The organism is Salinicoccus sediminis, assembly GCF_000986795.1.
Taxonomy (GTDB): domain Bacteria; phylum Bacillota; class Bacilli; order Staphylococcales; family Salinicoccaceae; genus Salinicoccus; species Salinicoccus sediminis.
In genome coordinates this window covers 504,397-523,559 of sequence record NZ_LAYZ01000001.1, presented here as the reverse complement: position 1 = coordinate 523,559, position 19,163 = coordinate 504,397, and the positions used below count along the sequence as shown (strand labels likewise).

The following is a 19,163-nucleotide window of genomic DNA, read 5'->3' as shown; positions in this document are numbered from 1 at the left end:
CATGGCGTTCGAATTTGAGAAACCCATACAGGAACTTGAAGAGAAAATCGGGGAACTGGAAAAGTATGCAGCGAAAAACAAGCTGGATCTGACGAAGGAAATCAGTTTTCTTGAAAAGAAGGTAACGGACAAGAAGAACGAAATATACAATAACCTGACGCCGTGGCAGCGTGTCGAGATTGCGAGATATATAAACCGCCCGACGACGCTTGAATACATCGATGCAATGTTTGATGACTTCATCGAATTTTTCGGAGACCGGGTATACAGTGATGACGCGGCGATTGTTGGCGGCATCGCGACTTATAAAGGCACGCCGGTCACAATCATCGGTCATCAGCGCGGACGTGATACAAAAGGTAACATAAAGCGCAATTTCGGCATGGCGCATCCGGACGGCTACAGAAAAGCCCTGAGACTCATGAAGCAGGCGGATAAATTCAACCGTCCGGTCATCTGTTTCATCGATACAAAAGGTGCTTATCCCGGCAGAGCGGCCGAAGAACGCGGCCAGAGTGAATCCATTGCACGCAACCTTGTTGAAATGGCCGGCCTGAAAGTACCCGTCATCAGCGTGGTGATAGGTGAAGGCGGCTCGGGCGGTGCTTTGGCGCTCGGTGTCTGCAACCGGCTCCTGATGCTTGAAAATGCCACGTATTCAGTGATTTCCCCTGAAGGGGCGGCGAGTATCCTTTTCAAAGATGCTTCCTTGAAGGAGATAGCGGCAGAATCACTCAAAATCACTGCAGGTGACCTGAGGGAGCTGGGCATTGCAGATGAAGTGATCGCAGAACCCCAGGGCGGTGCGCACAATGACAAGGATGCCGTATACGAGGCGCTCGATGGAGTTCTTTGGAAACATCTGGGAGAACTGTCACAGATGGACCGGGATGCCCTCATGGAAGACCGTTATCAGAAATATATGGATATTGGCGTTTACGAAGAACAGTCTTAATGGCGGCTGTTCTTTTTTATGTGTAAAACGGTTTCAGAGCGGCAATACTTGGCTAAGGTATACTGATATGCTATTTTTAGTTTAAGACAATCATTCAACGGAGGTTACCCCATGAAAAAAATTGCAGTATTGACCAGCGGCGGAGATGCGCCGGGTATGAATGCAGCTTTTCGGGCTGTAGTACGTAAGAGCATCTATGAGGGTATAGAAGTATATGGTGTTTACCAGGGCTATCAGGGCCTTGTAAATGATAATATCAAAAAGCTTGAACTTGGAGATGTCGGGGACATCATCCAACGAGGCGGCACAAAGCTCTATTCTGCGAGATGTCCTGAATTCATCGAGCCCCATGTGCGGCAAAAAGGCATCGATAACCTGAAAAATCGGGGCATAGATTCACTCATCGTCATCGGCGGCGACGGTTCATACAGAGGGGCCCAGAGACTGGATGAGGAGGGCATCAGCACAATCGGTGTGCCGGGCACGATTGATAATGATATCAACGGCACTGATTATACAATCGGTTTTGACACTGCGCTCAACACAATCGTTGATGCGGTGGACAGGATCAGGGACACTGCAACCAGTCATGAGCGTACCTTCATCATTGAAGTGATGGGGCGCGATGCGGGCGATCTCGCCCTTTGGGCAGGGGTTGCCGGCGGTGCCGAGACAATTCTCATCCCTGAGGCGCCGTCAGATATAAAAGTGGTCGCAGAACGTATTGAAACCGGCATGGAACGGGGTAAGAAACATTCCATCATCATCGTGGCGGAAGGTGTAATGAGCGCTTCCGAATGCGGTGAAGAGCTCCGCAAGTACATCAATGTTGATACGCGCGAAAGTGTACTCGGGCATATGCAACGCGGCGGAAAACCGACCGGCACCGACAGGGTGCTCGCTTCAAGGCTGGGTGCTTTTGCCGTTGAGCTGCTGCTCGAAGGTGTAAGCGGTCATGCTGTGGGCATCGAAAACAACAGCCTGTCGAAAACCAGTTTCGACCAGGTATTCGAAGAACACCATAAGATCGATGAAAGATTATACAGACTCTCTCAGGAGCTATCTATTTAGGAGGAAATCATAAATGCGCAATACAAAGATCGTATGTACCATCGGCCCGGCTTCCGAACACCCGGAGATGCTTGAAAAACTGATTGAAGCAGGCATGAACGTGGCACGTCTCAATTTCTCCCACGGAGATCACGAGGAACACCGTTCGCGCATTAAAAATATCAGGAAAACTGCAGATAAACTCGGTAGGACAGTGGCAATACTGCTTGATACAAAAGGACCTGAAATACGCACACACAGTATGGAAGGCGGAGCGGTGGAACTTGAAAAAGGCCAGGAAATCATCGTCACGATGGAGGAGGTCACGGGCGACAGCGAAAAGTTCTCCATCACATATCCGGGACTTATCGATGATGTGGATACCGAAGACCGCATCCTTCTGGATGACGGTCTTGTGGAACTCAAAATAGAAAATATCCAGCATGACAAAGGTGAAATCCACTGCCGCGTATTGAACGACGGTGTCCTTAAAAATAAAAAAGGTGTCAATGTTCCCGGTGTATCCGTGAAGCTTCCGGGTATCACCGACAAAGACCGTGAGGATATCATTTTCGGCATAGATGAGGATATCGATTTCATTGCGGCGAGTTTCATCCGTACTAACAGCGATGTACTTGAAATCCGTGAACTGCTCGAGGAAAGATCAGCAGAATCCATCAAGATCATCCCGAAAATAGAGAACCAGGAAGGGATCGACAATATCGACGGCATACTTGAGATCTCCGACGGCCTCATGGTCGCCCGCGGAGACATGGGTGTCGAGATTCCGCCTGAATCTGTGCCGATGGTTCAGAAGGAACTCATCAAAAAATGTAATCTGATGGGCAAGCCGGTGATTACTGCCACACAGATGCTGGATTCCATGCAGCATAATCCGAGGTGTACGCGCGCTGAGGCGAGTGACGTGGCCAACGCGATATATGACGGCACGGATGCTGTCATGCTCAGCGGTGAAACAGCAGCGGGTGATTATCCGCTTGAATCTGTACAGACGATGGCAAGCATCGCTTTATCAGCGGAAGATGCACAGGATTATAAGAAGCTGTTGTCCGAGCGGACGAAATCACTGCAGACGAATATGGTTACAGCAATCGGTGTCTCGGTTGCCCATACGGCATTGAATCTCCAGTGTAAGGCGATAGTCGCAGCGACAGAATCCGGCCATACGGCAAGGATGATTTCCAAATACCGTCCGCATGCCGACATCGTTGCCGTCACACCGCATGATCAGGTTGCCCGTCAGCTCCAGCTCGTCTGGGGTGTCCATCCTGTGCTGAAAGAGGGCAGAAGGGATACGGATGCGCTCCTGAACACTTCAGTATCAGCTGCCCTCGAAGAAGGTTTTGCAACATACGGGGATCTGCTGATCATCACGGCGGGTGTCCCTGCAGGTGAAGCGGGCACGACGAACCTGATGAAGCTCCATATTGTGGGTGATGTACTCATCCGTGCGCAGGGCATCGGGCGCAGAAGCACTGTGGCTGAAGCAGTCGTCCTCGGTTCCGCTTCCGAGATCAGCGAAAAGGATATAGAAGGCAAGATTGTTGTCACACAGTCTGTGGAACCGGAGATGACTGAGCATCTTGAAAGAGCTGCCGGAATCGTAACGGTTGAAGGCGGGCTGACTTCACATGGCGCAATCGTCGGATTGAACCTGGATCTGCCGACTATCGTCGGAGCATCCGATGCCTTCGACATATTGGAGGACGGTATGGTCATTACGCTGGATGCGGAACAGAACTGCATATTCAGCGGCCATGCAAATGTATTGTAGTATGAACACCGTCACTTAGTGACACAGGCCCCGGAAACTGTGATACAGTCTGGTTTCCGGGGCTTTCATATGCACTTTTTATTGTTGTGGAGATTGCAGGGTGCCGGTATAATGATGTTGAGGTGGCTTAAATGAAAAGGATATTATTATTTGCAATGCTGTCGGCGGTCCTTACTGCCTGCGGCAGCGGGGGTGATTCCGGCCAGGGAGAAAACACCCGAGAGGATGCCCAAAATACATCCGAAGAAACTGAAGAGCAGGGGCAGACAGAAGAATCCGGAGAAGGTCAGCAGCCGGAAGCTGACGCATCTGAAATCATAGATCAGGCGATTGCTGAATGGGGCGAAGCCTCCAGTTACGAAGCGAGACAGACTTTCACCATTTCCTCCGGGAATACGCAGAACGTCGTCCGTACAATAACAACTCAGAGTGAGCAGAACGAAGTGAAAGTCGAAGTCGATAACGGCAGTGAAGTGGACGCCCACTACGTCATAGACGGTGATCATTTCACGTATGAAGACGGCAGCATCAATGAAGAGGGTGCAGGTGTGGATATGAACGGCAGCACCTATGGTGAAATCGTCCAGAACCTGGAGGGTTTCAAAGAAGGCGAGGCCACACAGACGGAGGAGGGATATGAAATCCAGCTTCCGGTCGACTCGTCTGAAGATGTTTCCGGTTTTGTTGACCAGGAAGTGCTGGATACATTGGATGGTGCCGAAAGCATGAACGGCCAGATTACAGTGACGCTGAATGGCGAGTATCAATATACCGGCGGTAAAATGACGTTTACATTAGAGGATGAGGGCAGTGAAATCAATATGATATCCAACCTGGAATACACGCGGATCGGTGAAATTGATGTCCTTGAAAAACCGAAAAACATGTAGATTATTAGCATTCCATATTCATTTATGGAGTGCTTTTTTATTTCATGAAAACTCTATTTTAATTATTCATAAAATTGACATAATTTAAACAAAGAAATAAAATGAAGATATAAAAGGGGGTTATACAATGAAAGAAATTGACTATGAGAAGATTGCCCATCAGCAGGAATTCAAGGATCTGCTCAGTAAGCGGAACCGATTCATCTTGCCGATCAGCGTTTTCTTCATTATCGCGACACTGCTTTTTCCGGTGCTTACCGGCTATACGACCATTCTCAATAATGAAGCATTCGGTAATATTTCATGGGCGTGGATTTATGCATTGCTGCTTTTCATCATGGTCTGGACGCTTGTCACAATCTATATGAGGCGGGCGAAGGTCTTTGACAGGGAAGCGGACGAAATCATCAGGAAGTATCGGGAAGGGGAACTGTAATGAGTGCAACTGTGATCGTCATGTTTTTAGTGTTTGTAGGAGCGACTCTTGTCATCACATATTTTGCTTCCAAAAGGACGAATTCAACAAAGGATTTCTATACAGCAGGCGGAGGGCTGACGGGCTGGCAGAACGGACTGGCAATTTCAGGGGATTACCTTTCTGCAGCTTCGTTTCTCGGCATCGCGGGAGCGATCGCCCTATGGGGGTTTGACGGCTTTTTCTACAGTGTCGGATACTTAACGGCCTATCTGGTCGTATTGTATATTGTTGCAGAACCACTGCGTAACCTGGGTAAATATACAGTGGCTGATATGATTGCGGCACGTTTCGAACTAAAGAAGGTGCGCGCATTTGCCGCACTGTCATCCATCACCATTGTAATTTTCTATATGCTTGCCCAGCTCGTCGGGGCTGGGGCGCTTATCCAGCTGCTTTTCGGAATACCGTATACTGTATCGGTAATCATTGTCGGTATCATGATGACAATCTATGTACTTTTTGGCGGAATGACGGCAACAAGCTGGGTCCAGATGGTGAAAGCCGTGCTGTTGATGATCGGGACGGTAATCATTTCGTTTTTAGTGCTGCTCCATTTCAACTTCAACATCTTCAGCATGTTTGGTGAGATGAAGAATATTACTGCACCGGAATTCAAAGGGGAATTTTTAAATCCCGGTTCGCAGGGGGTTTCCCCCCTCAATAACATATCCCTCATGATCGCGCTCCTGTTCGGAACGGCGGGACTGCCGCACATCCTTATGAGGTTCTTCACTGTAAAAGATGCCAAAACAGCCAGAAGTTCAGTCATGTGGGCGACATGGATCATCGGCATATTCTATATACTGACGATCTTCCTCGGTTTTGGGGCGGCGGCACTCCTTTCAAGGGAGGAAATCATCGCAGCCAACCCGGCGGGTAATATGGCAGCACCTCTGCTGGCTGAGCGGCTCGGAGGAGACCTCCTGATGTCCTTCGTAGCTGCTGTGGCATTCGCGACCATCCTTGCTGTCGTGGCGGGCCTCGTCCTGTCCGGGGCGAGTGCATTTGCACATGATATTTATGGCCAGGTCATCAAAAAAGGGGAAATTTCGGAGCAGCAGCAGATGCTTGCCGCCAAAATTGCGGCGTTCAGTGTCAGTGTGCTCTCCATCATCCTGGCCATCTTTGCGCAGAACCAGAACGTCGCGTTCCTGGTGTCACTGGCTTTCTGTGTGGCGGCAAGTGCAAACCTTCCGGTGATAGTATTTACGATCTTCTGGAAGCGCTTCAATACCGCGGGGGCGATCACTGGTATATTGACCGGCCTTTTTGCCGCATTGATCCTTGTGATTCTGGGGCCGAACGTCATGGACCCCTCAGGTGCGGCATTCATAGAGATGTCACCGGTATTCCCGCTTGATAATCCGGCCATCATTTCTGTGCCAGCCGGCTTCCTCGGGGCTTTCCTCGGGACTTTCCTCAGAAAGCAGGAATCTGTGGAGAAATACAGGGAAGTGCAGGTCAAAGCTGCCACCGGCATCTCCACATCGGATGTTTCCCATTGATATAAGGTTAACTTATAACTTTCGATAAGTTAATTAACGCACGCTTATACTAAGCACAAATCTTCAAAGATTTGTGCTTTTCCCTTTATTGAAGCGGTTTCAAGGCTTTCAACGCTTACTTTTTCACAATCTCTGCAAAAATTTGATTTGTTCACAAAGTTCTTGAATTTGCTATAATGGTATAGAGGCCAATAGGCTGTATCTTTAATTGATTAAAGGAGAATCTATATGTCTGAGAAAAAAGGATTAGAAGGTGTCGTGGCGCTTGAATCACGCATCAGTTCCATCATCGGTTCACAGTTGACATACTGTGGATATGAGATAGACGATCTTGCAGAGAATGCAATGTTCGAGGAAGTGGTATTCCTGCTCTGGAATGACAGGCTTCCAAATCAATCTGAATTGGATGATTTCCGTGACAAGCTCTTCGGATATATGACGCTTGATCCTAAAATCCACAGTCATTTCGAAGCGTACAGCACTGATGCTGTGCATCCGATGACGGCAATCAGGACTGCTGTATCCTATCTGGCTCACTTCGATGAGCTGACCGAGGAGATGAATGAAGAGGCAAATCATGAAAAAGCGATTAAGATCCAGGCGCAAATTGCTTCTTTAGTTGCCGCTTTTGCCAGGACAAGGAACGGAAAAGAAATTCTGAATCCCAAAAAAGAATACAGCTATGCTGCCAACTTCCTGTATATGCTGAACGGGAAAGAGCCCAATGATATTGAAGTTGAAGCGATGAACAAGGCGCTTGTACTTCATGCGGACCATGAGCTGAACGCTTCCACATTCACAGCACGCGTCTGTGTTGCGACACTGTCCGATGTCTACTCCGGGGTTACAGCAGCGATCGGAGCACTTAAGGGACCTCTGCACGGCGGAGCCAATGAACGTGTAATGGCCATGCTGTCTGAAATCGACTCTGTCGATGCGGTTGAAGGCTACCTTCAGGAGAAGTTCGACAACAAAGAGAAGATCATGGGAATGGGCCACCGTGTCTACAAGGAAGGCGACCCGCGTGCAAAATACCTGAGGGACATGTCCGAGAAACTGACTGAACAGCGCGGAGAACCTGAACTTTATGAAAAATCGGCTAAAATTGCTGAAATTGTGGAGAGGGAAAAAGGGCTTCTGCCGAACGTGGATTTCTTCAGCGCGTCCGTATACCACTCACTCGGCATCGACCACGATCTCTTTACACCGATATTCACAATGAGCCGCATGTCCGGATGGCTCGCTCATATTCTTGAGCAATATGCAGATAACAGGCTGATCCGTCCGAGAGCGGAATATGTCGGCCAGACCGGCAAGAAATATGAACCGATCGAGAACAGATAGACAATATACAAAATCATGGAGGTATTTGAATTATGGCAAGCTCAAAAATCACTACTGATAACGGTGTACTGAATGTACCTGATAACCCTGTCATTCCATTCATAGAAGGGGACGGCATCGGTCCTGACATATGGAGTGCTGCAAGCAAAGTGCTCGATGCAGCTGTGGAAAAAGCATACAACGGCGAAAAGAAAATCGAATGGAAAGAAGTGCTTGCGGGACAGAAGGCATTCGACAAAACCGGCGAATGGCTCCCTAAGGAAACACTTGAAACAATCGATGAATACCTGCTCGCGATCAAAGGTCCTCTGACTACGCCTATCGGCGGCGGCATCCGTTCGCTGAACGTGGCACTCAGACAGGAACTTGACCTGTTCACGTGCCTGCGTCCGGTAAGATACTTTGAAGGTGTGCCTTCACCGATCAAGCGTCCTGAAGATACTGACATGGTAATCTTCCGTGAAAATACAGAAGATATCTACGCAGGCATCGAGTTCCAGGAAGGTACAGACGAAGTCAGGAAAGTGATCGATTTCCTTCAGAATGAAATGGGCGCTAAAAATATCCGTTTCCCTGAAACTTCCGGCATCGGAATCAAACCGGTTTCCAAAGAGGGCACTGAACGTCTTGTGCGTTCTGCAATCAACTATGCCATCGACAACAACCGTCCTTCAGTAACACTTGTCCACAAGGGCAATATCATGAAATTTACAGAAGGTGCATTCAAAGCATGGGGCTACGACCTTGCTGAACGCGAATTCGGGGATAAAGTCTTCACTTGGAAGGAATACGACAAGATCGTGGAGGAAAAAGGCAGGGAAGAAGCCGATAAAGTCCAGTCAGAGGCTGAAGCCGCAGGCAAGATCATCATCAAGGATGCAATTGCCGACATCTTCCTCCAGCAGATTCTGACACGTCCGAAAGACTTCGGAGTCGTCGCTACCATGAACCTGAACGGAGACTACATCTCCGATGCACTTGCTGCGCAAGTCGGTGGAATCGGCATTGCACCGGGGGCGAACATCAACTATGAGACAGGCCATGCGATTTTCGAGGCGACACACGGAACTGCACCGAAATACGCCGGTCTGGATAAAGTGAACCCTTCATCTGTCGTTCTTTCAGGTGTACTGATGCTTGAGCACATCGGCTGGCAGGAAGCGGCTGACCTCGTTACAAAAGCGATGGAGAAGACGATTGCTTCCCAGGTCGTCACATATGACTTTGCAAGGCTCATGGACAATTCCAAAGAAGTGAAATGCTCAGAATTCGGAGATGAACTCATCAAAAATATGTAATTCACTTTGTTTACAAAGGAAGTGTACAGATGGAAAGAAGGAAAATATCTGTAATCGGCGCCGGTTTCACCGGTGCCACTACAGCTTTTATCGCTGCGGCAAAGGAGCTCGGTGATATTGTTCTTGTAGACATTCCACAATCTGAAAGCCCGACGAAAGGGAAGGCTCTGGATATGATGGAAGCGACGCCTGTGCTGGGGGTGGATGCAGAAATCACCGGTACGAGCAACTACGAGGACACTAGTGGTTCCGATATTGTCATAATCACAGCCGGAATTGCACGCAAGCCCGGTATGAGCCGTGATGACCTCGTCAAGACGAATCAGAAAGTCATGGCTGCTGTAACACGTGATATTGTGAAACATTCCCCGGACTGTACCATCATCGTCCTGACAAATCCGGTGGACGCGATGACTTATACAGTGTATAAAGAATCCGGACTGCCGAAACACAGGGTCATCGGTCAATCCGGAGTGCTTGATACAGCGCGTTTCAGAACATTCGTGGCCGAGGAATTGAACCTTTCGGTCAAGGATGTGCAGGGCTTCGTCCTGGGCGGACATGGGGATGACATGGTGCCGCTGATCCGTTATTCGAGCGTTGGGGGCGTGCCTCTTACAGAACTGCTGGATCAGGAGAAGATAGACAGCATCATTGAACGCACGCGCAAAGGCGGCGCTGAAATAGTGAATCTTCTCGGCAGCGGATCGGCCTATTATGCGCCTGCGGCAGCCCTCGTACAGATGGCGGAAGCCATTTTGAAAGATCAGAAACGCGTCCTGCCTTCCATCGCCTATCTTGAAGGCGAATACGGATATGACGGCCTCTATCTCGGAGTGCCGACAGTGCTCGGTGAAGCCGGCATAGAAAAGATCATCGAACTAGAATTGACCGATGATGAAAGAAAACAACTTGATAAATCGAGAGACTCAGTGATTAATGTAATGAATGTTCTAAAATAATCTTTGAAAAAAGTGAATTGGAATATTATACTGAAAAAAGTCACCTTGATGGTGACTTTTTCATTTGTTTTAATGGGAGGAATATTTTGAAAATGGAAAATGGTAAAAAGAATCATGGTTTTTTTCAGAAGTTCCTGGACTTTGTGGAGTGGCTTGGCAATAAACTTCCACATCCGGTAACTTTATTCGCAATACTCGCAATATTGACACTCGTTGCATCTGCAATCTTTTCAATGAGTGGAGTCACTGTCGAACATCCCGGGGAGGATAATGAGACAGTCGCAGTCACAAATCTTCTGAATGCAGAAGGAATCAGCTACATATTCGAGAGCATGACGGATAATTTCATCAACTTTGCACCGCTTGGTGTTGTGCTTGTCACGATGCTCGGTATCGGGGTTGCTGAGAGATCCGGCCTGATCGGTGCAGTGCTGAAAGGGTTTGTACTTTCAATCCCTAAAAGCCTGATTACTGGGGGACTCGTTTTCGCCGGTATCATGTCATCTGTTGCGTCAGATGCAGGTTATGTCGTGCTGCCGCCGCTTGGTGCACTGCTGTACCTGGCACTTGGAAGGCATCCGCTTGCCGGTCTTGCTGCGGCATTCGCAGGGGTTTCCGGCGGCTTCTCAGCCAACCTGCTGTTAAGCGGTACAGATGTAATGCTGATGGAACTGTCCGCTGCAGGGGCAGCTGTCATCGATCCTGCATATGCAGAATCGATGAACGTTGCCTTCAACTGGTACTTCATCGCCACAAGTGTTTTCCTGCTGACGCTGGTCGGCTGGTTCGTATCTGATAAGATTGTCGAGCCGCGTCTCGGTGCATTCAAGCTGGATGAGAACGATGAAAATAATACTCTTGCCGATGCAGAGGAAATCCAGACACTTCGTCCGATCGAAAAGAAAGGCATGGTCTGGGCAGGTGTTTCCATCGTAGTCAGCCTTATTCTCGCTTCACTTCTGGTCGTGCTTCCGAACTCGCCGATGCGCGGTCCGGATGAAGCAGGGAACTACATGGATACGATCATCCAGTCACCGTTCATGAGTTCTCTTGTACCGATTATCGCAATTCTCTTCCTCATACCGGGGATTGTCTACGGAATGGTGACGAAGAGCATCAAGAATGATAAAGATGTTGCGAATCAGATGTCCGACACAATGGCTTCCATGGGAATGTTCATCGTTCTGGCGTTTGCAGCCGGCCAGTTCGTAGCATACTTCACAGAGTCGAACCTTGGTATCGTCATCGGTGTATATGGTGCGCAGATCCTGGACAGCCTGCAGCTGACAGGTATACCTCTCATCATCGGATTCATGCTGGTGACAGCGTTCATCAACCTGTTCATCGGCAGTGCGAGTGCGAAATGGGCATTGATGGCACCGATTTTCGTGCCGATACTGATGCAGCTCGGATATTCACCGGAACTTACGACAATGGCCTACCGTGTTGCTGATTCCAGTACGAATATCATTACACCGCTGATGACGTATTTCGCGATCATCATCGCCTTTGCACAGAAATACGACAAGAACATCGGTATCGGAACGCTGATATCAGTAATGCTTCCGTACTCCATATGCTTCTTCATATTCTGGATGATTATGCTTGTCATTTGGACACTGCTTGGACTTCCGCTCGGTCCGGATTCACCAATACACTATCCAGGTTAACAAAAAGGCACAGCTTTGGCTGTGTCTTTTTCAATGGATTAATACAGGGGGCAAATGTATAATCCATATATGAGGAGCAATGAAATTTTTGAACGGATTCTAAAAGAAAGTAGGCATTTTCCATGAAAAAACTAATTCTGATAGACGGCAACAGCGTAGCTTTCAGGGCATTTTACGGACTGCCGCTGCTCAGTAACCAGAGCGGCCTGCACACGAATGCGATCTTCGGCTACGCGCGCCTCCTTGAAAAAATCATCAAAGATGAGGAACCCACGCACTTCCTTGTGGCTTTCGATGCCGGCAAATCCACATTCAGGCATAAGCAGTACAAGGAGTATAAGGGCGGACGCCAGAAAATGCCGCCGGAGCTCGGCGAGCAGCTTGCCCCGATCCGCCGCCTGATTGATGCATACGGTATTAAAAGATATGAAATCGAGGAGTTTGAAGCGGATGATATCATCGGCACGCTGAGCCGTCAGGCGGATGCCGATGAGGATTTCAAAACAATCATCATCACGGGTGATAAGGATCTTACGCAGCTCGCGAGCGATAACACGGTCATCTATTATACTAAAAAAGGAATTTCAGACATCGATCTCTACAATCCGGATTTCATCAAAGAACAGTACGGGCTCAAGCCGCTTCAGATCATTGATCTGAAAGGTCTTATGGGCGACAAGTCCGATAATATTCCAGGTGTTCCGGGTGTAGGGGAAAAGACTGCCCTGAAACTGCTTGCTGAATATGGGACAGTTGAAAATGTACTTGAAAATGTTGAAGAAATCGGAGGAAAGAAGCTGAAGGCGAACTTGACAGATTACAGGGATGAAGCCCTGATGAGCAAGGAGCTCGCTACTATACACAGGGAAGTGCCTTTTGACTTCACTCTGGAAGATCTGGCGTTTTCGGATGACAGTGAGGAAGAGAAGTATCAGCTGTTCAAAGAGCTGGAATTTGAATCCCTGCTTGGTGACATGGAGGCGAATGAGGCCGAAGACAAAATTGTATTCGATGATGTGCTTGTGGAAACCATCGATGAACTGGGCGGGGAAGTATCCCTGCACCTGGAGGTGAATGCGGCCAATTATCTGTTCACTCCGCCTGAATACCTCGCAGCCACTGACGGGGAAAGGACTTTCATTACCCGCACGGAAGATATTGAAGCTGATCAGCTGGAAGCTTTCCTCGCCACAAGGAAAAGCATCAACGTATACGATCTGAAACGTCAGACAGGCCTTTTCAGGCAGCTTGGTGTCACCTTCAATGACTTCACCTCGGATGTCATGCTTGCGAGCTTCCTGTTGGATCCATCACGGAAAATCCTTGACGTCGCCGAAACTGCCGGACAGTTTGATATCTCAATCGACAGCGATGACTTCCATTACGGCAAAGGGAAAAAAGCCAAAAATCCGGCGCATGAGGAACGGGTGGAGTTCCTAAACTCCAAAGTGATGGCAGTCCATGTGCTGAAGGATAAGGTAATCCAGGCACTGAGGGAGGACGAAATGTATGATTTATGGAAAGACCTCGAAATCCCGCTCTCAAAAGTGCTTGCAGAAATGGAAATCAGAGGGATTACCGTCGATGCCTCAAGACTCGTTGAGATGGAAACGGAAATACAGGAGCGGCTGGATGAAATAGAGGCAAAAATCCACGGGTTCGCCGGCGGGGAGTTCAATATAAACTCACCGAAGCAGCTCGGAGTGGTACTATTTGAAAAATTGGAGCTTCCTGTCATCAAAAAGACGAAAACAGGCTATTCCACAGCAGTGGATGTGCTGGAGCAGCTTCAGGACAAACATGAAATCATCCAGTATCTGCTGGATTACCGTACGCTCTCAAAGCTGCAGTCGACTTATGTCATCGGGCTGCAGGGGGAGGTGAAGGATGACGGCAGGATCCATACGCGTTTCAACCAGACACTTGCCCAGACGGGGCGTCTGTCTTCGGTTGAACCGAATCTGCAGAATATCCCGATCCGCATTGAAGAGGGGCGGCGGATCCGGAAAGCCTTTGTACCGAAGGACGGCAACCATGTGCTTCTCGGACTTGATTATTCACAGATCGAACTCAGGGTGCTTGCACACATTACACAGGATGAAACGATGATCAATGCCTTCACTTCAAATACCGACATCCACACGAAGACGGCGATGGAGGTGTTCGGGGTTGAAAAAGAGGATGTGACTTCTCTTATGAGGCGGAATGCCAAGGCGGTCAACTTCGGAATCGTCTATGGCATCAGTGACTATGGACTGAGCCAGAACCTTGGTATAACAAGAAAAGAAGCCAAGAAATTCATAGACAATTATCTCGATTCATTCCCTGAGGTCAAGGCATTCATGCACTCGATTGTGCAGGACGCCAAAAGGGACGGCTATGTCAAGACGATGATGAACAGAAGAAGATATATACCGGATATCCACAGCCGGAACTTCAATGCCAGGAGCTTTGCAGAGCGCACAGCAATGAACTCGCCGATACAGGGGAGTGCTGCAGACATCATCAAGCTTGCGATGGTGGAATACGCAAATTCAAAAGAGGCGCAGGAATTCGATGCTGAACTGCTTCTGCAGATCCACGATGAACTGATCTTCGATGTTCCAAAAGATCAGGTGGAGGATTTTATCCCCGTCATCAGAAGAATCATGGAGCAGGCGATGGAGATGAGCGTGCCGCTTGAAGTGGAATACGGATACGGTACAGATTGGTATGAAGTGAAGTAGGTGAAAATATGCCGGAACTGCCGGAAGTTGAATTGGTCAAAAGAGAACTTTCACGAAATGTGGAAGGCAGAACAATAGAGAATATCGAATTATCGGATTATGTTTACAAAGGTCATGGATCAGGGCGCCGGACAATCATCAAGCAGGAGCTTCCAGAGTTCAGGGAATCCCTGCCGGGTGCCGTCATACTCAAAGTCGGGAGAAGGGGGAAATACCTCTTCTTCGTTTTGGAAAAATCCGGGGAAATATTTCATATGATCGGCCATCTGGGAATGTCCGGTGCGTTTTTCATAACAGACTCGCTTGAAGAAATAGAGAATGCGAGTTACAGAAAGCACTGGCATGTACTGTTCGCTCTCGACGACGGACGTCTCCTCTCATATTGTGACATCAGGAGATTCGGTGAGATGAGCATCATAGGCAGACTCGCTGACTTTGCCCCTTTCAGTCGCATGGCTCCTGAATATACCGCGCCGGAAAGCCTGCCCCATTTTCTGGAAAAGGCAAGAGAGGGGGCAAATGCCAAAAAAACCATAAAAGCGGTCATCATGGACAGTTCTGTCATCCCCGGTGTCGGTAATATCTATGCTTCAGAGGCTTTATTCGCCTCGGGGATACTGCCGACTAAAAAGGCAGGCAGTCTGTCTGTAAAACGCCTTGCTGAACTGCATGAAGAGATTGTCCGCGTATTTGAAATCTCCCTCCGGAGCGGAGGGTCGACCATTTCGGATTACAGGGGCGTCTCGGGACAGAGCGGAAGCATGCAGGATCGTTTCAAAATATATCAGAAAAAAAAATGCGCATGCTGCGGCGGCGACGTGAAGACAAAAGTGATTGCAACGCGTAATACGTTCTACTGCACAAAATGCCAGAGGTGATAATATGAACAGCATCATTGGACTTACCGGCGGGATCGCCAGCGGGAAATCGACGGCATCGGCCTATATAGAAGACAGGGGATATCCCGTGCTCGACGCGGATAAATTCTCGAGGAAGGCGACCGCCAAGGGCGGACCGTCATACCCGGGAATAATCGAAGCATTCGGGGAGGATATCCTGGCACCGGACGGTGAAATAGACCGTCAGAAGCTCGGTTCGATCATCTTCAGTGATCCGCGCAGGCGCAAAGTGCTGAACGGACTCGTCCATCCGGAAATACGCAGGATGATGAATGAGGAAAGGGACAGGCTTCTAAAGGAAAATCATGTATTCCTCGATATCCCCCTTCTTTTTGAAAACGGGCTGGACGATCAATGTGACATAACATTGACGGTATATGTCGACGAATCGACCCAGAAGTCGAGATTGATGGAGCGGAACGGTCTGAGCGGGGCGGAAGCAGAGAGCAGGATCGGCAGCCAGATGCCATTATCCGAGAAGAGGGACCGGAGTGACCATGTCCTTGACAACAGCGGTTCCCGGGAAAACCTCTATGAACAGATAGAACAATTCCTGGCTAAAATTGAAAAGTGACTATAATTTCACAATTTCTGCTTTAAACTGTCTCCTAATGTGTTATACTAAATAAAAATAAGTATAGCATTAAGGGGCGATTGTCATGAAAAAAATTGCAATTAATGGTTTGGGTAGAATTGGAAGAATGGTTTTCCGCATTGCTGCAGAATCTGAAGAGCTTGATCTCGTGGCTGTGAACGCGAGTTATCCGGCTGAGACGCTTGCGCATATCATCAATTATGATACGACACACGGCAGATGGTCCAAACGCGTTGAGCCTGCGGATGACAAGCTGATCGTAGACGGCAGGGAAATTCTTATCACCCGCGAAAGGAATCCGGAAAATCTCCCGTGGGGAGACCTCGGCATAGACCTTGTAATCGAAGCGACAGGCGCTTTCAACCATGGTGACAAAGCGGATGCCCATGTCAGGGCGGGCGCAAAGAAAGTTCTGCTTACAGGACCATCCAAAGGCGGAGATGTCCAGACGATTGTCCTCGGGGTAAATGACCGGGAACTCGATGCCGGAAAGTATGATATTTTCTCCAATGCTTCATGCACAACGAACTGTCTCGCGCCGGTGGCAAAAATCCTTAACGATGAATACGGGATTACAAACGGTTTGATGACGACCGTCCATGCGTATACTAATGACCAGAAGAACATTGACAACCCGCATAAGGATCTGAGGAGAGCACGTTCATGCGGCGACAATATCATCCCTACATCCACAGGTGCAGCCAAGGCCCTGGGTGAAGTGATGCCGGAGCTCAAAGGCAAACTTCATGGTCTCGCGCTCCGTGTGCCGGTTTCCAACGTTTCACTTGTAGACCTCGTTGTCGACCTGGATAAGGATGTGACAAAAGAGGAGGTCAATGCGACTTTTGCAAGGTATGCAGACGGTGAGATGAACGGCATACTGGGTGTCTCCGGCGACCCGCTCGTATCCAGCGACTTCAATACCGACAGCAGGAGTTCCATCATCGACAGTTCGCTCACCATGGTAATGGATGACAACAAAGTCAAAGTGCTTGCCTGGTATGATAATGAGTGGGGCTACTCCACGCGTGTCGTTGACCTTGCAAAAGAAATCCTGTCAAAATCCCTTGTCAGCAACGCCTGATCATATTGTAATTTTTAAGAAGGAACTTCGGTTTCTTCTTTTTTTTCTTATGTTATATTATAATGAAGTATCGAACCCCGAACCATGAGGTGATTATATGAAATGTCCAACATGCAGACATCCCAGTTCCAAAGTGATCGATTCGCGGCATACCGATGAATTCTCCGCCATCAGAAGACGCAGGGAATGTGAAAACTGCGGATTCCGCTTCACAACTTTTGAACGGATGGAGCTCTCCCCGCTCGTTGTTGTAAAAAAAGATGGCACAAGAGAAGTTTTCAGCCGTGAAAAAGTTATGGACGGTCTGCTCAGAGCATGTGAGAAACGTCCGATTCCATACGAAGAACTGGAGAAGAGAACAGGGAATATAGAAGCTGCCCTCAGGAACCTGAACAAACCTGAAATCACCTCCAATGAAATCGGCGAGTCTGTCATGAATGAGCTGATTACACTCGACCAGGTTGCCTACGTGCGCTTTGCCTCTGTGTATAAAGAATTCAAAGATATAGATCAGCTGATGGATACGCTGAAACACCTTGCCAAAGGCAGTGATGATGATGAACTTCAATGACCGGCTGAAACCGAACACGGAATTTATAATATACAGGCCGACGAGGCTTTGTACACATCATCTGGATGTGATCAATGAACTTTACCTGCCCCTCATCAATGCGGAAGCGTCGATGGTCTATATATATATGAATGAATCGGCATCCCATTATGAACCGCTTGCTGTACGCTTCCACAGAGAAATCATGGACGAGTTCGGCATGGCGCTGTCAAAGTTTTCAGGTGAACTGGAAAAGCTCGAAGCAATCGGACTCATCAGGACTTTTGTATCCAATGAAGACCACGATGACCTGTTCATCTATGAAGTGCTGCTGCCGCTTTCCCCCGAGGCGTTTTTCAAAGATCCCATGCTGAGCCTGTATTTATACAATACGGTCGGCCCGGATGCCTACAGGAAGAAAAAGGAGAGGCTCATCTATCCTGCCATGCCGGAAAATATTTCCGAAGTGACGCGCAAATTCACAGAGGTGTTCACTTCCGGCAGTGCGGAGGGCTTCAGTGTGCCGCAGGAAAGCTTCCGTAAAGAAAATCATTCCTTCGGACCGAATATGGATCTTGACGACTTTGATTTCGATGTCCTCTACACACATCTCAAGGGGACAAAAATCGACAGGGCATTCTTCACCAAAGAGGTGCGCATGCTGATTGTCAAATTGAGTGCACTCTTTAGTCTGAACGCCTATGATGTGAAGCAGATACTGCTGTCGTCAACGACCCAGTATGCGGGTATTGACAAAGAGCAGCTGAAATACGAAGCGAGAAGGTATTATCAGAAAGAGAATGGCAGCCGGCTGCCGAAACTCCGCAAAGGAGATGAACCTCCGGAGAATGAGGGGGGCGGCTCCTCCTACATTGACAGCCTGGAAAACATCAATCCGCTGGACCGGCTGAATGACATCAGGGGCTTCAGCCCGAGTGAGCAGGATCTCAAGCTGGTCACGGACATCATCGCAAAAACCGCACTGCCGAACGGCGTGATCAACCTGCTGCTCGAATACGTCTACCAGCAGAAGCAGGGGGACCTGAATTACCCGTATACCATGAAGATTGCCAAAGACTGGGAACAAAAGGGCATCATGTCGGCAAAAGACGCCTACCAGTCCATCATGGACTTCAGACAGCAGAAGAAAAACGCCTCCCAGCGGGCGGCGCAGAAATACAGTTACAGGGAACGGCAGGGTGAACGCCGGCCGTCCTGGATGAGCGGCGGGCAACAGAAGGAAAACCGTAAACATAAAACTGACAGCAAAGAGAAAACAGAGGATCAGACGCCGCAGAAAACGGCCAAAGATGATCCGGAGCTTCAAAAAATGATAGAGGAATTCAGAAAATCCAGGTGATT

Annotated in this window: 16 protein-coding genes; all 16 read left to right on the top strand. The window is 48.7% G+C overall.

What is annotated here, in order from left to right; genetic code table 11:
• Position 1: 1 nt before the first annotated feature.
• The 16 genes from WN59_RS02655 (at position 2) to WN59_RS02580 (ending at position 19,161) form a co-directional block, all read left to right on the top strand.
• Positions 2–955 (top strand): acetyl-CoA carboxylase carboxyltransferase subunit alpha, encoded by a 954-nt coding sequence (locus WN59_RS02655; RefSeq protein WP_046512108.1) that lies wholly within the window; start codon positions 2–4, stop codon positions 953–955.
• A gap of 111 nt (positions 956–1,066) precedes the next feature.
• Positions 1,067–2,026 (top strand): 6-phosphofructokinase, encoded by a 960-nt coding sequence (gene pfkA, locus WN59_RS02650; protein ID WP_046512105.1) that lies wholly within the window; start codon positions 1,067–1,069, stop codon positions 2,024–2,026.
• A gap of 13 nt (positions 2,027–2,039) precedes the next feature.
• Positions 2,040–3,800 (top strand): pyruvate kinase, encoded by a 1,761-nt coding sequence (gene pyk, locus WN59_RS02645; RefSeq protein ID WP_046512099.1) that lies wholly within the window; start codon positions 2,040–2,042, stop codon positions 3,798–3,800.
• Positions 3,801–3,931: 131 nt separating this feature from the next.
• Positions 3,932–4,690 carry a hypothetical protein gene (locus WN59_RS02640; protein ID WP_046512095.1) on the top strand — a complete coding sequence of 253 codons (759 nt, stop codon included), beginning with the start codon at positions 3,932–3,934 and terminating at the stop codon, positions 4,688–4,690.
• A 127-nt stretch (positions 4,691–4,817) separates the two neighbouring features.
• Positions 4,818–5,126 carry a DUF485 domain-containing protein gene (locus WN59_RS02635; RefSeq protein WP_046512091.1) on the top strand — a complete coding sequence of 103 codons (309 nt, stop codon included), beginning with the start codon at positions 4,818–4,820 and terminating at the stop codon, positions 5,124–5,126.
• Positions 5,126–6,673, top strand: a complete 1,548-nt coding sequence (locus WN59_RS02630) for a solute symporter family protein (RefSeq protein ID WP_046512088.1) — start codon at positions 5,126–5,128, stop codon at positions 6,671–6,673. The genes WN59_RS02635 and WN59_RS02630 overlap by 1 nt, the downstream gene beginning before the upstream one ends.
• 228 nt (positions 6,674–6,901) lie before the next feature.
• Positions 6,902–8,017, top strand: a complete 1,116-nt coding sequence (locus WN59_RS02625; RefSeq protein WP_046512084.1) for a citrate synthase — start codon at positions 6,902–6,904, stop codon at positions 8,015–8,017.
• Between the two features lie 32 nt (positions 8,018–8,049).
• Positions 8,050–9,315: an NADP-dependent isocitrate dehydrogenase gene (gene icd / locus WN59_RS02620; RefSeq protein WP_017549083.1), complete on the top strand. Its 1,266-nt coding sequence runs from the start codon at positions 8,050–8,052 to the stop codon at positions 9,313–9,315.
• A 29-nt stretch (positions 9,316–9,344) separates the two neighbouring features.
• The gene (mdh, locus tag WN59_RS02615; RefSeq protein WP_046512081.1) at positions 9,345–10,277 is read left to right on the top strand and encodes a malate dehydrogenase; all 933 of its coding nucleotides are present in this window, start codon (positions 9,345–9,347) and stop codon (positions 10,275–10,277) included.
• A gap of 92 nt (positions 10,278–10,369) precedes the next feature.
• On the top strand, positions 10,370–11,947 hold the full coding sequence (locus tag WN59_RS02610) for an AbgT family transporter (RefSeq protein WP_046512821.1): 1,578 nt from the start codon (positions 10,370–10,372) through the stop codon (positions 11,945–11,947).
• A 122-nt stretch (positions 11,948–12,069) separates the two neighbouring features.
• Positions 12,070–14,673 carry a DNA polymerase I gene (polA, locus tag WN59_RS02605; protein ID WP_046512076.1) on the top strand — a complete coding sequence of 868 codons (2,604 nt, stop codon included), beginning with the start codon at positions 12,070–12,072 and terminating at the stop codon, positions 14,671–14,673.
• A gap of 8 nt (positions 14,674–14,681) precedes the next feature.
• Positions 14,682–15,551 carry a bifunctional DNA-formamidopyrimidine glycosylase/DNA-(apurinic or apyrimidinic site) lyase gene (gene mutM / locus WN59_RS02600; RefSeq protein WP_046512074.1) on the top strand — a complete coding sequence of 290 codons (870 nt, stop codon included), beginning with the start codon at positions 14,682–14,684 and terminating at the stop codon, positions 15,549–15,551.
• A 4-nt stretch (positions 15,552–15,555) separates the two neighbouring features.
• Positions 15,556–16,146, top strand: coding sequence for a dephospho-CoA kinase (coaE, locus tag WN59_RS02595; protein WP_046512070.1), 591 nt, complete (start codon positions 15,556–15,558; stop codon positions 16,144–16,146).
• An 85-nt stretch (positions 16,147–16,231) separates the two neighbouring features.
• Positions 16,232–17,251 carry a glyceraldehyde-3-phosphate dehydrogenase gene (locus WN59_RS02590; protein WP_046512067.1) on the top strand — a complete coding sequence of 340 codons (1,020 nt, stop codon included), beginning with the start codon at positions 16,232–16,234 and terminating at the stop codon, positions 17,249–17,251.
• A gap of 97 nt (positions 17,252–17,348) precedes the next feature.
• Positions 17,349–17,822, top strand: coding sequence for a transcriptional regulator NrdR (gene nrdR / locus WN59_RS02585; RefSeq protein WP_046512064.1), 474 nt, complete (start codon positions 17,349–17,351; stop codon positions 17,820–17,822).
• The gene (locus tag WN59_RS02580; RefSeq protein WP_231577069.1) at positions 17,806–19,161 is read left to right on the top strand and encodes a replication initiation and membrane attachment family protein; all 1,356 of its coding nucleotides are present in this window, start codon (positions 17,806–17,808) and stop codon (positions 19,159–19,161) included. The genes nrdR and WN59_RS02580 overlap by 17 nt, the downstream gene beginning before the upstream one ends.
• Positions 19,162–19,163: the final 2 nt, after the last annotated feature.

Bases quoted from the DNA above. Each gene is read 5' to 3' on its own strand.
- WN59_RS02630 (WP_046512088.1), top strand. From the start codon at position 5,126: ATGAGTGCAACTGTGATCGTCATGTTTTTAGTGTTTGTAGGAGCGACT.
- polA (WP_046512076.1), top strand. From the start codon at position 12,070: ATGAAAAAACTAATTCTGATAGACGGCAACAGCGTAGCTTTCAGGGCA.
- WN59_RS02625 (WP_046512084.1), top strand. From the start codon at position 6,902: ATGTCTGAGAAAAAAGGATTAGAAGGTGTCGTGGCGCTTGAATCACGC.
- WN59_RS02635 (WP_046512091.1), top strand. From the start codon at position 4,818: ATGAAAGAAATTGACTATGAGAAGATTGCCCATCAGCAGGAATTCAAG.
- WN59_RS02655 (WP_046512108.1), top strand. From the start codon at position 2: ATGGCGTTCGAATTTGAGAAACCCATACAGGAACTTGAAGAGAAAATC.
- coaE (WP_046512070.1), top strand. From the start codon at position 15,556: ATGAACAGCATCATTGGACTTACCGGCGGGATCGCCAGCGGGAAATCG.
- mutM (WP_046512074.1), top strand. From the start codon at position 14,682: ATGCCGGAACTGCCGGAAGTTGAATTGGTCAAAAGAGAACTTTCACGA.
- WN59_RS02590 (WP_046512067.1), top strand. From the start codon at position 16,232: ATGAAAAAAATTGCAATTAATGGTTTGGGTAGAATTGGAAGAATGGTT.
- WN59_RS02640 (WP_046512095.1), top strand. From the start codon at position 3,932: ATGAAAAGGATATTATTATTTGCAATGCTGTCGGCGGTCCTTACTGCC.
- mdh (WP_046512081.1), top strand. From the start codon at position 9,345: ATGGAAAGAAGGAAAATATCTGTAATCGGCGCCGGTTTCACCGGTGCC.
- WN59_RS02580 (WP_231577069.1), top strand. From the start codon at position 17,806: ATGATGAACTTCAATGACCGGCTGAAACCGAACACGGAATTTATAATA.
- pyk (WP_046512099.1), top strand. From the start codon at position 2,040: ATGCGCAATACAAAGATCGTATGTACCATCGGCCCGGCTTCCGAACAC.
- WN59_RS02610 (WP_046512821.1), top strand. From the start codon at position 10,370: ATGGAAAATGGTAAAAAGAATCATGGTTTTTTTCAGAAGTTCCTGGAC.
- nrdR (WP_046512064.1), top strand. From the start codon at position 17,349: ATGAAATGTCCAACATGCAGACATCCCAGTTCCAAAGTGATCGATTCG.
- icd (WP_017549083.1), top strand. From the start codon at position 8,050: ATGGCAAGCTCAAAAATCACTACTGATAACGGTGTACTGAATGTACCT.
- pfkA (WP_046512105.1), top strand. From the start codon at position 1,067: ATGAAAAAAATTGCAGTATTGACCAGCGGCGGAGATGCGCCGGGTATG.